The organism is Pseudomonas cerasi, from assembly GCF_027983475.1.
GTDB lineage: Bacteria > Pseudomonadota > Gammaproteobacteria > Pseudomonadales > Pseudomonadaceae > Aquipseudomonas > Aquipseudomonas cerasi.
The window spans coordinates 51,216-64,966 of the sequence record NZ_JAQJVM010000001.1; the positions used below are offsets into that span (position 1 = coordinate 51,216).

The 13,751-nt window shown below is 58.8% G+C and carries 15 protein-coding genes; 5 read left to right on the forward strand and 10 right to left on the reverse strand.

Annotated elements, in window-relative coordinates; genetic code table 11:
- Position 1 precedes the first annotated feature (1 nt).
- A complete protein-coding gene (locus PI739_RS00205) occupies positions 2-1,153 on the forward strand; it encodes an alginate O-acetyltransferase AlgX-related protein (RefSeq protein ID WP_054080621.1) in 1,152 nt (383 codons plus the stop codon).
- A gap of 98 nt (positions 1,154-1,251) precedes the next feature.
- Here the strand turns inward: PI739_RS00205 and PI739_RS00210 are convergent, their stop codons facing one another.
- The 4 genes from PI739_RS00210 to PI739_RS00225 all read right to left on the reverse strand — a co-directional run bounded on the left by PI739_RS00210 (position 1,252) and on the right by PI739_RS00225 (position 4,764).
- Entirely contained in the window at positions 1,252-1,515 is a 264-nt protein-coding gene (locus PI739_RS00210; RefSeq protein WP_003433769.1) for a hypothetical protein, read from the reverse strand.
- 1 nt (position 1,516) lies between these two features.
- Positions 1,517-3,553 (reverse strand): S-type pyocin domain-containing protein, encoded by a 2,037-nt coding sequence (locus PI739_RS00215; protein WP_054080622.1) that lies wholly within the window; start codon positions 3,551-3,553, stop codon positions 1,517-1,519.
- Between the two features lie 303 nt (positions 3,554-3,856).
- Positions 3,857-4,318: an RES family NAD+ phosphorylase gene (locus PI739_RS00220; protein WP_054080623.1), complete on the reverse strand. Its 462-nt coding sequence runs from the start codon at positions 4,316-4,318 to the stop codon at positions 3,857-3,859.
- The gene (locus tag PI739_RS00225) at positions 4,315-4,764 is read right to left on the reverse strand and encodes a DUF2384 domain-containing protein (RefSeq protein ID WP_003408523.1); all 450 of its coding nucleotides are present in this window, start codon (positions 4,762-4,764) and stop codon (positions 4,315-4,317) included. Before PI739_RS00225 ends, PI739_RS00220 begins: the two co-directional genes overlap by 4 nt.
- 265 nt (positions 4,765-5,029) lie before the next feature.
- Here PI739_RS00225 and PI739_RS00230 point away from each other — a divergent pair, with 265 nt between their 5' ends.
- From PI739_RS00230 to PI739_RS00240, 3 genes are all read left to right on the forward strand, one after another.
- Positions 5,030-6,034: a response regulator gene (locus tag PI739_RS00230; protein WP_003433765.1), complete on the forward strand. Its 1,005-nt coding sequence runs from the start codon at positions 5,030-5,032 to the stop codon at positions 6,032-6,034.
- Positions 6,035-6,037: 3 nt separating this feature from the next.
- Complete coding sequence (locus PI739_RS00235; protein ID WP_003365711.1) at positions 6,038-6,520, forward strand: PAS domain-containing protein; 483 nt, start codon at positions 6,038-6,040, stop codon at positions 6,518-6,520.
- A 96-nt stretch (positions 6,521-6,616) separates the two neighbouring features.
- Positions 6,617-7,873, forward strand: coding sequence for a 3-phosphoshikimate 1-carboxyvinyltransferase (locus tag PI739_RS00240; RefSeq protein ID WP_054080624.1), 1,257 nt, complete (start codon positions 6,617-6,619; stop codon positions 7,871-7,873).
- 22 nt (positions 7,874-7,895) lie between these two features.
- On the opposite strand, the gene PI739_RS00245 is transcribed toward PI739_RS00240, so the two are convergent.
- Both PI739_RS00245 and PI739_RS00250 read right to left on the reverse strand, forming a co-directional pair.
- On the reverse strand, positions 7,896-8,558 hold the full coding sequence (locus PI739_RS00245) for a ChrR family anti-sigma-E factor (RefSeq protein ID WP_054080625.1): 663 nt from the start codon (positions 8,556-8,558) through the stop codon (positions 7,896-7,898).
- Positions 8,558-9,070 (reverse strand): sigma-70 family RNA polymerase sigma factor, encoded by a 513-nt coding sequence (locus PI739_RS00250; RefSeq protein WP_003345995.1) that lies wholly within the window; start codon positions 9,068-9,070, stop codon positions 8,558-8,560. Before PI739_RS00250 ends, PI739_RS00245 begins: the two co-directional genes overlap by 1 nt.
- 334 nt (positions 9,071-9,404) lie before the next feature.
- Here PI739_RS00250 and PI739_RS00255 point away from each other — a divergent pair, with 334 nt between their 5' ends.
- Complete coding sequence (locus PI739_RS00255) at positions 9,405-9,968, forward strand: hypothetical protein (protein WP_054080626.1); 564 nt, start codon at positions 9,405-9,407, stop codon at positions 9,966-9,968.
- Positions 9,969-9,999: 31 nt separating this feature from the next.
- Here PI739_RS00255 and PI739_RS00260 read toward each other — a convergent pair whose 3' ends face one another.
- The 4 genes from PI739_RS00260 to PI739_RS00275 all read right to left on the reverse strand — a co-directional run bounded on the left by PI739_RS00260 (position 10,000) and on the right by PI739_RS00275 (position 13,708).
- Positions 10,000-10,869 carry an aldose 1-epimerase gene (locus tag PI739_RS00260; RefSeq protein WP_054080627.1) on the reverse strand — a complete coding sequence of 290 codons (870 nt, stop codon included), beginning with the start codon at positions 10,867-10,869 and terminating at the stop codon, positions 10,000-10,002.
- The gene (locus PI739_RS00265) at positions 10,844-11,815 is read right to left on the reverse strand and encodes an EamA family transporter (RefSeq protein WP_054080628.1); all 972 of its coding nucleotides are present in this window, start codon (positions 11,813-11,815) and stop codon (positions 10,844-10,846) included. Before PI739_RS00265 ends, PI739_RS00260 begins: the two co-directional genes overlap by 26 nt.
- A gap of 84 nt (positions 11,816-11,899) precedes the next feature.
- Complete coding sequence (locus PI739_RS00270; RefSeq protein ID WP_003433753.1) at positions 11,900-13,180, reverse strand: TRAP transporter large permease; 1,281 nt, start codon at positions 13,178-13,180, stop codon at positions 11,900-11,902.
- Positions 13,181-13,708 (reverse strand): TRAP transporter small permease, encoded by a 528-nt coding sequence (locus PI739_RS00275; protein ID WP_003365702.1) that lies wholly within the window; start codon positions 13,706-13,708, stop codon positions 13,181-13,183.
- Between the last annotated feature and the right edge of the window lie 43 nt (positions 13,709-13,751).

The window sequence follows — 13,751 nt, forward strand, 5'->3', positions numbered from 1 at the left end:
CATGACTACTCCGTCTCCTGTACCGCCTCCACCCAGTGAACTGGCCGTGCGCACCTGTGGTGTGGCGGGCATTACCCTGGCGCTGTTCCTCGGCGTTGGCTTGCTGGCCTCGGGCATGTTGCTGGTCAGCGGCAAGGTCGAGCTGCTACCCAGGCCGCTGACCCTCGACGCAGCGCTGCACGGCGAAGTGACTCACCAACTGGCGAAACAACTGTCCGGGAGCTTTCTGAGCCAGCATGCGGCCAATATCGAGCGCGGTGCGAGCTGGCTGCTGCTCCACGACACCGGCCCGCGTGTGCGCCAGGGGTGTCCGGGTTGGTTGTTCCTGACCGATGAGTTCAGGCTCAACCGCGACGCGCAGGCCAATGCGCAGCGCAAAGTCCAGGCGGTGATCGCTGTGCAGCGCAGCCTCAAAAAACGCGGTATCGAATTGTTGGTCGCCGTGGTGCCGGACAAAAGCCGCATTGCCGCAACCCGATTGTGCGGTCTCTACCGGCCTGACGTATTGCAGGCGCGTGTCGAGCAATGGACGCATGATTTGCAAGCGGCTGGCGTCGATGCTCTGGACCTGACCGCAACCCTTCAACCGCTGGGCGAAACAGCTTACCTGCGTACTGATACGCACTGGAGCGAGAGTGGCGCCAACAGCGCCGCCAGAGCCATCGGCTTGCAAGTGCAAAAAGCCGGCATTCAGGCCACTCCGCAGCGTCAATTCCAGATTCAGACGTTACCCATTGCCGAACGCCCCGGCGATCTGGTGCGCCTCGCCGGACTCGACTGGTTGCCGTCGTCATTACAACCTGCGCCGCAAAGCGTAGCCGCCACGCAGATCACCGAGCTTGCCAGCGAATCAGCGACTGGCAGCGACAACCTGGACGACCTGTTCGGCGACAGTAACCTGCCCAACGTCGCGCTGATCGGCACGTCGTTCTCGCGTAATTCGGGTTTTGTCGGGTTTCTACAGCGCGAACTCGGCGCCCCGATTGGCAACTTCGCCAGGGACGGCGGCGAGTTCTCGGGCGCTGCCAACGTCTACTTCGACAACCCGGCCTTCCGCCAGACGCCGCCCAAACTGCTCATATGGGAAATCCCCGAACGGGATCTGCAGACGCCTTATGTGGCGATCGAAAAGTTAGATATACCTGTAAAATAAACGTCGGGCATACCCTGTTAGAGCTGCTGTTACGAATATCGAACTTTAGATGGAAGAACACCCGGCCGAAGCCGGGCGCTTTTTAGGCAGGGTGGTGTTTATTCAACAGTATATTTTTTCTCAGCGATGAAAGCGGGTTCCTTCCAGTGGGGGCCTTTAGCCGTGCGACCTTTTTCATCTAAAGCCAGAATGCCTTCACGAAAAAGTCTGGTATAAGTGCCCCAGAGCTCACCGGACTGGAGAGCCTCAAATTTATAAGCGGTGTAGAGTCTGTCTATTCGTGGTTGGGACAAATTTAGAGCAAAGACTGCCAATACATCTGCCACGGTTTCATTAATGATAATGTCTTTGATATTGGTCATTTTATTGGCCTCTCAATGCGTCTGCATGATCTTGTTTGTCTCCAGCCGATAGAGCCGCTTCGGTGTAAAGAAAATCACGATTTTCGTTAATTCTATAATCCTCAAGGGCTGCCGTATGAGCGTTATTCCATACGTTACCTTGCACGCCATCAGCCACCCCCAGTGCCCTGTAACGTTCTAATTCCCTGAGCTCGTGGGTGTAAAATCTTTTATCAGTATCCGTCACGGCTAACTCGCCACGCAAAATTTTTTCCAGACGATTGATCATTATAGTATTTGCATCTGATGAGCCGAATCGGCTTGTGTGCAGCTTAACGAGATCAATGCCGTCCTGAGTGACTGAGGCGGTTGTCCAGTCGAGGTTCTGGGTGGGGCCGCCCGCTTTTTCAGGATCGTACATTCGACCGCTATGCTCTCCTTTGGTTGTTGCCCCTTCATAGGGGCTGTTGAACACCACATAGACCGGAGGCAGACCCGAATTTAGCGGGTAAACATAAATGGCATCCCGAATGTCCATCTGACTGGTGCCGGGTAAAGGTTCGGCCTTCACCTCGATAGGCTCCAGTGTAATTCCAGCGTACGCCGGAGTTTCGACTGGTTGCGCCACCGTCGTCGTTGAGCTGTTTCCAGGTGCTGCGATTGGAAACGTCAAGGTGATGGGCGGGGTGTCCGAAGTGGTAAAGGTGTAGGCGTTGGCCACTGGGTCCAGTATCAGAGCCCTCACAGGCACCTTGGGAGAAAATCCGCCTTCGGCTTGTGTTGCCACGACTGAATACTTCGACTGATCGCCGTAAATTCTATAGGGCATATCGACCGTTCCACCCGTTGCCGCCACGTCATTCAAGGCGTCGGACAGATCAGGCATCAGAACTCTGGCCGGAAGGTCCAGCATTCTTTCCGGTAACTCTCCATTGCCAAGCGAAGGGGAGTACAGCAACGTGCCGATGCCTACGGCTGTGGTAGAGCTGACAGCCGTGCCTGCGAGAGCCGTTAATATTTCGATAGCGGCTTGAATGGTAGCGTCCAGAAAGAGACCGGATCCTGCCGTAACGGAAATGACTCCTGCAACTGCACCCAACTGCGGTGTACCAGCTTCCGGGAGCCTGAGCGTCTTGCCCGCTTCTAGCGCTTGAGCTTCTGCCGTTACGCGCGCGTGCTCGTCAGCGTCACGCTGGGCCTGCGTCTCTGCCTCCATACGAGCTTGTTCAGCCGCTTCGGCAGCTACTCGGCGAGCTTCTGCTTCGGCAGCAAGAAGAGCCTGCTCATCCGCTACTCGCTTGGCTTCAGCCTCCGCTGCAACTCGGGCTTGTTCAGCGGTTTCGGCAGCAAGTCGAGCGTGCTCTGCAGCTTCAACGGCAAGCCTCGTCGACTCGGTTTCTGCCGCGATACGTGCGTCCTCCCTGGCCCGCGCTGCAGCAATAGTATGGCTCAGTGATACAGACCTCTCTGTGAGAATCCTGATTTTCTCTTCAAGAATTTTTGCTCTGTAGGCTGCTGTAACTGAGGCTTCCCAGCTTTTATAAACGTCAAGGGGAGAGCCCAGGTCTCTTCTTGTTTGAAAGATATTTAAAAAATCCACAGCGTTTTTTTTAATATCTACCGCCAATGCATGCCTGCCAAAGAAAGCATGAGCGCCTTCTTTGCTTTTGGCTAACTCAGCAGCGCGCTGTGAAATCAGGCTGTCCACCACGTTTTTTTCAATCGTAGACTTTTCTAACTCAGAGAAGGGGTAATCTCCTACACCGGCAGAAATTTCCGCGTCAACGTCAGCCGGAAGGAGGGGCAAAAAGTCTATGTAAGACTGATGGATATTTTGCTGTGTTGAAGAGGCCGTCACGATAATGGATATCGTGTACTGCTCGTTTCTTATACCCCTTTTACTGAAGAATGCATCCATCTCATGGTTTGCAGGAATACTGCCGTCCCATCGCAGCGGTCTGGCGATTACTCCGGCTCCCGATAGCGGGCCTAATGGCCTGGGCAACGGCTGGCCAGGTGTTACGATTGTGGGTGGAAGAGTAATGACGTTTTGCGGCATGTGCTTATCCTTAAGGTTTAAATCGCCGAATAATATCTCCTTGATATTAGCTAGTATTAATAGTCACGAAGTGCGGTACATAGGTATAGGTAGTTGTTTTTTTGTTCAGGCTTTCAGGCACGCAATTGAAACGCATGCTGGTGTAAGACTGGTCAGCGGCCGCACGTAGTGTTGCCGGTTTTGTAATCCATCGCAGTGTTAAGGCGTTACTTCTGGTGCTGAATGCATTGGTCGCGGCGTACGTTGCTTTGAACCCATGGGACAGCAAGAGCCCCCCATAACCGAGCTAACCGTTCAGCCAGTTCACCCCAAACGCGGATCGACCACAAACTCCAGTTCTTTGGCCGTTGCCACTACCGCCCTGAACTCTGGGTGCTGGACGTTGAGCAGGTAGTTGGACTCGCGCGGGATGATCACGCTGGGCACTGCCAGTGCCAGGCTCTGAGCGGAGGCCAGCCAGTCGTCGCCGAACGAGGCGGTTGCCGGTGGCGCGGGTTCTTCACGCCAGTCGTGGGGCAGGGTGTCCGGGCGCGCATTGAGGACGTGCTCCTCGGCAATCTGCAGTTCAAGCATCGTGTAGTGTTGAGCCACAGTGGCGTTGTTCAGGTGCACCAGCACTTCCAGCAGCGCCAGTGACTCGCTGCCCGCGCAGTACACGCAGGCGTTGCCCTTGCTGTTCCAGCGTCCGCCGTAGAGCTTGGCGCCCTCGCCATCGAATGCCTGTGCCAGCCATTTGCGCTTGACCAGTCGATAGACCGCTATCACGCCACGACCCCGTGTTCCAGGCGGCCGATCAGGTCGAGCACTGCCTGAGCCTCTGCCGAGGTCGCGAGCATTTCCAGTGGCCTGCGATTGCCCAGCCCGTAGACCGGGTTGGCCAGCCAGAGGCGAGTCGCTTCGGCGTCGTTTTCGAACAGGTCCAGTGCCGCCTTGTACACCGCTGCCAGGCGGAACAGCCGATCGCTTTCTTCGGCGTTGAAGCGGCGCACCTTCAGGCGTCGCTGCAAGGTTGCCGGCGCGATGCCCAGATGCTCGGCCAGGGTCGATCGGTTCAGGTCGGTGTAATGCGCCAGACGTTCGAAGACTTCATACGGCAAGCCGTCATGCAGCGCCGAGTACAGCCGCGCGCCTCGTGCGGGGATACCCAGGTGTTGCCAGAAATCGTCCTGCCGGGGCAGGGCCGGATGGTAGTCGCTTATGGGCAAAGACATGGCACACCTGTCTATCGAGTGATTGCAATTGAATCTATCAATTGATAATAGGCACGTTTCAGACGTCGTGATAGTGATTCGCAGCAACTAATTGCGAATAAAACTACAGAAACTTCAAAAATCACCGACTTAGGCTATAGGTTTAGTTTGAATGTTGCTGATCTCGCGTTATAGGCTCGATGTCAGTCGCTTCCGATGGTGCCGTCTAACGAATATGTGCTGTCCGCCGTGGTCAGCCTGATTTTCCTGCAGTGAGAACCACACGATGTCCACGCTTGCGCTATTGATATGCGATGACTCGAACATGGCGCGAAAGCAGCTGTTGCGCGCGCTACCTGAAGACTGGGATGTGTCGGTCACGCTGGCCACCCAGGGGCAGGAAGGCCTGGAAGCGATTCGTAAAGGTCAGGGCCAGGTGGTCCTGCTCGACCTGACCATGCCGGTGATGGACGGTTACCAGACGCTGACGGCGATTCGTGCCGAAAACCTCGACGCCAAGGTGATTGTGGTGTCGGGCGACGTGCAGGACGAGGCCGTTCGTCGGGTCATGGAGCTGGGCGCGCTGGCGTTTTTGAAAAAACCCGCCGACCCGGACGAACTCAAAAGCACACTGGAGCGCCTTGGCCTGCTGGGCAAGCCTGCCGCGTCACCGGTTGCACTGCCGGCCCTCAACAACAAGGGCGGGGTGATCAGCTTTCAGGATGCCTTCCGCGAAACCATCAACGTCGCCATGGGCCGTGCAGCGGCGTTGTTGGCCAAGGTGCTGGGCGTGTTCGTGCAACTGCCGGTGCCCAACGTCAACATGCTTGAAGTTGGCGAGTTGCACATGGCGCTGGCCGACGCTCACAGCGACCAGCGTCTGACCGCGGTGTGTCAGGGCTACATCGGTGGCGGTATCTCTGGTGAAGCGCTGCTGATTTTTCATGATTCGGAAATCTCCGGAATCTCGCAACTGATGGGCGGCGATCACTCCGACAGTTCCGACATGGAGATGCTGCTCGATCTGTCCACGATCCTGATCGGCGCCTGCCTGAGCGGCATTGCCGAACAGATCGACATTGCCTTTTCGCAGGGCCATCCCCAGTTGCTGGGGGCACAGGGCGGCATCGACGAGCTTATCCGCATCAATCAACAGCGCTGGAAAAAGACCCTGGCGGTCGAAATCAGTTACAGCGTGGAAGGCCACAATCTGCATTTCGATCTGCTGATGCTGTTCACCGAAGATTCGGTCGAGCTGCTTACCAAAAAACTTGCCTACATGATGAGCTGACCCATGAGCAACGCTATTGAAATCAACGAGCTTCATTGGTTGCTGGCCGTTACGCAGAACATTGACGTAGGCATCGTGGTGCTGGACCTGAACTACCGCGTGACGGTCTGGAATACCTTCATGGAAAACCGCTCGGGTGTGGTGCCCTACGTGGCAGTCGACAAGACCTTTTTCGAGATTTTTCCGGAGGTCAACGCGAAGTGGTTCAGCAAGAAAATCGATAACGTCGTGACCCTCGGCACGCCGGCGTTCACCATCTGGGAGCAGCGGCCGTATCTGGTGCGTTTCAAGAATTATCAGCCGATCACCGGGCAGGAGGAGTTCATGTATCAGAACACCACCCTGTTCCCGCTGCGCTCGACCACCGGGGCGATCAGCCATGTGTGTCTGGTGATCTATGACGTCACCGACGTCGCGGCCAACCGCAATCAGTTGCTGGCGGCCAACAACAAGCTGCAGCAACTGTCGGGCTCAGCGAAAAGCTGAGCCGCGCCCGGGCTTGGCGATGAATGAAACCGGCACTGCGGGCTTGATCCCGCTCGTGCTAGGATCGCGATTTTTCCGCTGACGCTCAGGGACATCATGCGACCTCAAGCCACCCTCACTGTTTTGCCTGTCGAGCGCCCGCTGGTCGGGCGTGTCAGCCCGCCGGGCTCCAAGTCGATCACCAACCGCGCATTGTTGCTGGCCGGGCTGGCCAAAGGCACCAGCCGCCTGACCGGCGCGCTGAAGAGTGACGACACGCGCGTGATGTCCGAAGCCCTGCGTCTGATGGGCGTGCAGGTCGACGAGCCGGATGACAGCACCTTCGTGGTCACCAGCAGCGGGCATTGGCAGGCGCCGCAGCAGGCGCTGTTCCTCGGCAACGCCGGGACTGCGACACGCTTTCTGACCGCGGCACTGGCCAACTTCGAAGGCGACTTCGTGGTGGATGGCGACGAATACATGCGCAAGCGTCCTATCGGGCCGCTGGTCGATGCCTTGCAGCGCATGGGCGTGGAAGTCAGCGCACCCAGCGGTTGCCCGCCGGTGGCGATCAAGGGCAAGGGCGGTCTTGAGGCCGGTCGTATCGAAATCGACGGCAACCTGTCCAGCCAGTACGTGTCGGCATTGCTGATGGCCGGTGCCTGTGGCAAGGGGCCTGTGGAAGTTGCACTGACAGGCAGCGAGATCGGCGCGCGTGGTTACCTCGACCTCACGCTAGCGGCCATGCACGCGTTCGGTGCCGAGGTTCAGGCCATCGGCGACGCCGCCTGGAAAGTCTCGGCTACCGGTTATCGCGCTACGGATTTCCACATCGAGCCGGATGCCTCGGCGGCCACTTACCTGTGGGCTGCGCAGGCCCTGACCGAAGGCGCTATCGACCTGGGCGTGGCCAGCGACGCGTTCACGCAACCCGATGCGCTGGCCAGCCAGATCATCGCCAGCTTCCCGAACATGCCGGCCGTGATCGACGGCTCGCAGATGCAGGACGCGATTCCGACGCTGGCCGTACTGGCCGCCTTCAATCGTCAGCCGGTGCGCTTTGTCGGTATCGCCAACCTGCGGGTCAAGGAGTGCGACCGCATCTCGGCACTGTCCCACGGCCTGTGCGCCATCGCACCCGGCCTGGCGGTCGAGGAGGGTGACGATCTGATCGTCAACGCCAACCCGGCGCTGGCAGGCACTACGGTCGATGCCTTGATCGACACCCACTCCGACCATCGTATCGCCATGTGCTTTGCGCTGGCGGGCCTGAAGATCGCCGGCATCCGCATTCTCGACCCTGATTGCGTCGGCAAGACCTACCCGGGCTACTGGGATGCGCTGGCCTCATTGGGCGTCACCGTCCAGCGCTGACCGCGGGCGCAGCGGCCGTTTTTCAAATCCCGAAAAACGGCTGCATCATCCGCGCCAGCAACCCGTGAAAACGCAGCTTCGATTCAGTGGCCAGTACGCAAATGCATTCCCGGTCGGGGTAGGCGATGGGCTGGTGATGGATATGGCTGTCCAGGTCGGCCACATCGTTGAGTCCGAACTCTCCCTGCACGTCGTAATACGCGCCCTTGAGGACCATGGTCATCTCGCCGCTTTCGTGGCTGTGGACCGGCATGCTCACGCCGGGGGCGATTTTCAGCAGCATCAGGTTGCCCTGTTCGATGCCTTCGGCGCGTACTCGTTGTACGCCGGGGATCAGGGTCTTCCACTTCAATGCGCTCAGGTGTCGACCAAAATGCGCCTGCATGCAGACCGGCATCAGGTCCGGGTCCTGATTGGCGGCCGGCATCGAGTGCTGGGCGGGTACAAGCCACGCTTGCTGCTCGTCAAGCCGCGCCAGCATGGCCGATCTGCCCTTGAGCGGCACCACACTGCTGGTGTGCTGCTGCATCAACACGCCGCCAATTGCCTCGGCCTGCCTGAGCCGCGCCCGACATTCGGCGCAGCGTTCCAGGTGCGCGGCAGTGACCACCGCGATGACCTGCGACAGCGCCCCTGCGGCATAACTGACCAGCGTGGCGTCGTCCGGATGATGTTGTGGACCCATCATGATTCCTCTATCCGCGAGCGCAATTTTTGAAACGCCAGGCGCAGGCAGGACTTTACTGTGCCGAGCGGCATACCCAGGCGTTCGGAAATCTCCCGGTGGCTGAGCGCTTCGAAATACGACATTCGCAACACTCGGGCCTGATCGGCAGGCAGGTTCTGGATGGCGATGTTGAGTTGTTGCTCCTGGCGCTGGCTGTAATCGAGTGTTCGATCTACCGGAGCTTCCAGACGCTCGAGTTGTTCCAGCGAGTTCTGCACCTGCACCCAGCCACGGTCCTTGCGCACACTGTCGATGTAAAGATTGCGTGCGATGCGAAACAACCATGTCCCCAGGCTGGCCTTGGCCGGGTCGAACGAGTCGGCCTTGTGCCACAGTTTGAGCAGCACTTCCTGCACCAACTCTTCGGCCTGACCTTCCGGCACATTCAGCCCGGTGAGGTAGCGCAACAGGCGCGGAGCGAAGTGATCGTAAATGCGCATGAAGCTGTCGCGGTCCCTCTGGCGGGCCACGGCGGTGACTTCATCGATCCAAAGTCGGGTGATTGTCGATTCGCTGTGAGAGGGGGACAAGTGACAGAAGGTCCTGAGACTGGCAGTTATGCGCATGATCCACCTTCTGATCACCATTGTGTGGGTTTGGTTCGCTATGCAGAGGTGTTACGTAACGGGGTGGGGAGTGGATCACAGGATGTGATGAGTGGCGGTTTGACTTGCAGATCCGGCCATGGCAGTGGCCGCGGGCCAGATCTTGCCGTCTTTGGTCACTGTCATTTCTGACAGTAGAGTCATTAACGTTAAATGATTACTTTGTGTTCTGGATGTCATCAATGTCATGGAGACAAACATGGATACTCAGGTTGCACGCGTTTCATCTTCGCTGGCCACCCTGTTGTTGATCATCGTTTGCATGGGGCTTATTTTTGCGCCTGAGCGATCACAGGCTCAGGTTGCGAACCTGGCGACCTGTCTGACAGGGACTCACACTGCCGACTGGTCGCCGGGACTGACCAACACCGATCAGTTGGTCAATGTATCGACGACAAGCAACTGGGGGGCCTGTGTTTCTCCTTCATTTCCTCTGGCAGTCAGCGCTTCGTCCAGTCAAAACTTTCAGGCGAATTTTTCCTGTCAGTCGTTGCTGCTGCAAACGCCGACTATTACATGGGTCATCAACTGGAGCGATGGCGCCACCAGTACTTACGAGTTCAGTGCGACGCTCAATAATATCGGTAATCTGAATACGACCATTGTGGGTGTCGGAAAAATCGTCGATGGCCGGTACAAGAATGCCAAGGCGATGAGTACATTTGTACTTGGCGATATCGAGTCCACATTGAGCAACGATTGCGCCAAGACGACCGGCGTAACCAGCGTTAGGGGTCTTTCAACACTGGTGATTGCCCAGTAACAGATGGCCAGGGAAGGCATGAAACAGCCTGCTACAAGGGCTTGTGATGCAGACTGACCCCTAGCCCCATCGACTCCCCCTGCCGTAACAGCTTCAACCCCGGATGCCCAGGCAAATGATGGGCATTCACCGGGTGGCTGACGGGCTCGAAACAGAAGAAATTCAGTCCCGGAGGGCAGAACACCAGAAAGTACTCGCTGCCGGTGGCGTGGCAGTGCAGTTCATAGCCCAGGTCCGGCTGGCTGATGACGCTGTGGCCGTCCCAGCCGGTGAAGCCGTTGTCCAGCCGTGCTTCGGGCAGCCTGTTGCTGTGCTGGAAGTCCCATTCGGCGGGCAGATCCTGCAACTCATTCGGCAAACCTGCCTCGTCGCACAGCCAGACCTGCGCAGCTTTGGCCTGCAAGCGTGTGTGAGGCGTGCGTGGCAGGTAAGGGTGCAAGCCCAGGCCGTGCCACATGGCGCGGCTGTCCAGATGAGTGGTGGTCAGTTCGATACTCAGTTTGCCGTCGTGCAGGGTGTAGCGCAGGTGCGCGCGGTAGGCGAATGGCGTCTGGCTGTCGAGTTGCAGAAAGACCCGATCTAAAGTGTGCTCAATGACCGTCCATGACTGCTGCCAGGCGCTGCCATGAATCGGCAGCGGGTCGTTGGCGCTGTTGGGCTCCAGGGCCAGCCAGCCGTCTGGTGTCTCGAAACCGCCGTTGCCGATCCGGTTCGACCACGGTGCCAGCGGGTAGCAGGCCAGCCGACGAGGCGTCCCGGCCGCCAGAGCCTGTTCGTCGCTGGGGCGCAGCAGGGGTTGCCCACTGGCCAGGACGATCCAGTTGACGATACTGGCGCCGATGTCGGGGGCCAGTGTCAGGCGGGTCAGGCCATCTTCAAGGGTCAGTACGTTCGTGGACATGCTTCAAAGCCTTTCTTGATGATTGAGAGTCAGGCGATTGGGCGCGACGCCAGGTCAGCAGCACGATGCCGCTGACGACGATCAGCCCGCCGACCACCTGACCGCTGCTGAGCAATTGATCGAGAATCAGCCAGCCAAACAGCAGGCTGGCCACCGGTTCGATGTTCATCACTGGCGCGTTGCGGGCGATGTCCAGCCGTGCCATGCAGATGAACAGCAGCGAGAAACCCAGCCCGTACAAAACCACCAGACTGGCCAGTGCGGTCCAGCCGACAGAACTCTTTGGCAGACCCACGCCGCCGGGCAGCACGCCGCTGCTGCCGGCGATGGCTGCGACGACAAACACCACGGCCATGGTCAGCATGCTGCGTACGCTGCCGCGCATGCCCGCCAGTTTGTTATCGGTAATCCACAGCGCAAAGGCGAACACCACCGCCGCGGTCGACGCGTAGGCGACACCCTCCAGCCATCGCGGCTCGCTGCTGCCGGGGTTCGACAGGCGCTGTGGCACATCCAGCGCCAGCGTCAGGCCAAACAGAATCAGGCCCATCAGGCCGGCTGCGCGCCGCGTTGGCCGGGCACCGCCCAATGCCCAGGTCAGCAACGCCAGCAGGATCGGCGAGACATTGACCACCAGTAAGGCCAGGGCCACCGGAATACGCGCTACCGCCGAGTAGATGCAAAAGCTCTGCGTGGCGATCAGCAACCCCAGAAGCAGCTGCCAGCGCCAGGTACTGGCAGGCAGGCTGAGCCTTTCACGCTGCCATAACACCAGACTGGTCAATACCAGCAAGGTCACGCCGGAGCGACAGAGAATGGCCAGCAGTAGGCCGGTGTCATGATCGAAGGCAATGCGTGCCGCGATGTGGTTGCCGGCAAACGAGCAGGCCAGCAGCGCCAGGATCAGCACGGCAATGTGGCGCGGAAACAGGGCAGGGGCAGACATACGCAAACCAGCCTCCTTGGCTGGACAACAGAGGTGCATGCCGGAGCCCTTTCAAGCGCTCCGGCAGCCTTGCAACTGGAGACGTCAGAGCACGACGCTCGGCAGCCACAACGAGATGGCAGGAACATAGGTCACCAGCATCAGCACCAGGAACAGCGCAACATAGAACGGCACCAGTGCTTTCACCGTCGCTTCGATGGTGACTTTACCCACAGCGGCACCGACAAACAGCACCGCGCCCACCGGCGGGGTAATCAGCCCGATCCCCAGATTGACCAGCATGATCATGCCGAAGTGAACCGGATCGATGCCGACGCCGACGATGACCGGCAACAGAATGGGGGTCAGGATCAGAATCAGCGGCGCCATGTCCATGACCGTACCGAGCAGCAGCAACATCACGTTGATGCACATCAGGATCACGTAGCGGTTGTCCGACAGGGTCAGGAATGCGGTGGTGATCTTCATCGGGATTTCCATCAGCGTCAGGATGTAACCGAAGCTGGCGGCAAAACCGATCAGGATCATCACGATGGAAATGGTGCGTGCCGCCCGATGCATCAGTTTGGGCAGGTCGCGCCATTTGTAGTCGCGGTAGATGAACATGGTAACGAAGAACGACCAGAGCACGGCAATAGCCGCCGACTCGGTGGCCGTGAAAATCCCCGACAGAATGCCGCCGAGAATAATGACCATGGCCATCATGCCCCAAAGCGCTTCACCGGCAATTTTCAGTGCCTGGCGCAGCGGGATCACTTCACCCTTGGGGTAGTTGCGCTTGCGCGCGAAGATCATGCACAGGCCCATCATCACTGCGCTGAGCAGCAGACCCGGGAGGATCCCGGCCATGAACAGCGATGCAATCGACACTGTACCGCCTGCCGCCAGCGAATAGAGCACCGAGTTGTGGCTGGGGGGTGTCAGCAGCGCCTGCACCGAGCCGCTGACGGTCACTGCCGTCGAGAAGTCTCGCGGGTAGCCGTTGCGTTCCATTTCCGGGATCAGCACCGAACCCACCGAGGCCGTGTCGGCCACCGAGGAACCCGAGATCGCGCCGAAGAAGGTCGAAGCCACGATATTGACCAGCGACAGGCCCCCGCGCACGAAGCCCACCAGCACTGCGGCAAACGCGACCAGACGTCGCGACATGCCGCCTTCGGCCATGATTGCTCCGGCCAGCACGAAGAACGGAATCGCCAACAGCGAGAATTTGTTCACGCCACCCGCAATCTGGATCATCAGTGCATCGGCCGGGATGTCGATCCACCAGGCGCCGATCAGGGCTGAAAGGCCCAGCGCGTAGGCCACCGGCATGCCAATCAGGATCAGCGCAATAAAGCTGCCCAACAGTATAAAAGCGTCCATTTATGCGGCACCTTCGCTTTCTTCAACGACGTCGAAATGCATGACCGCGCGATGACTCTGGTCACCCAGCAACAGCCTTTCCAGAACGAAGACCAGCGTCACGAGGCCGCCGAGAGGAATCGGCAGATAAGAGATACCGACGCGCAGAAACGGCAGTTCGCCGACGAATTGATTCCAGGTGGTGGCGCACAGCTTGAAGCCTTTGAAAATCATGAACAGGGCCACGATCCCCATCAGAATCTGCACCACCACGCTGGCGGCTCTGCGCACCTGCTGCGGCATGCGCTCCACAGCCATTGACACGGCCATGTGCGCACCGGCCCGGTAACTGGCGGCGGCGCCGAAGAAGGTAAACACCACCATCAGCAGGATGGCGGTGGGTTCAGGCCAACTGGAACCGCTGCCGAGGATGTAGCGGGCAAAGATGCCCCAGGGGATGATCAGGGTCATGATCAACACCGAGAGACCGGCAATGCCGATGCAGACCCGATAAAGCGTGTCGTTGATGCGCAAAAGCGTATTTTTCATAAGGCTCACCACTGCGGCGGCGAACGAGCTGATGCTCGTCCCC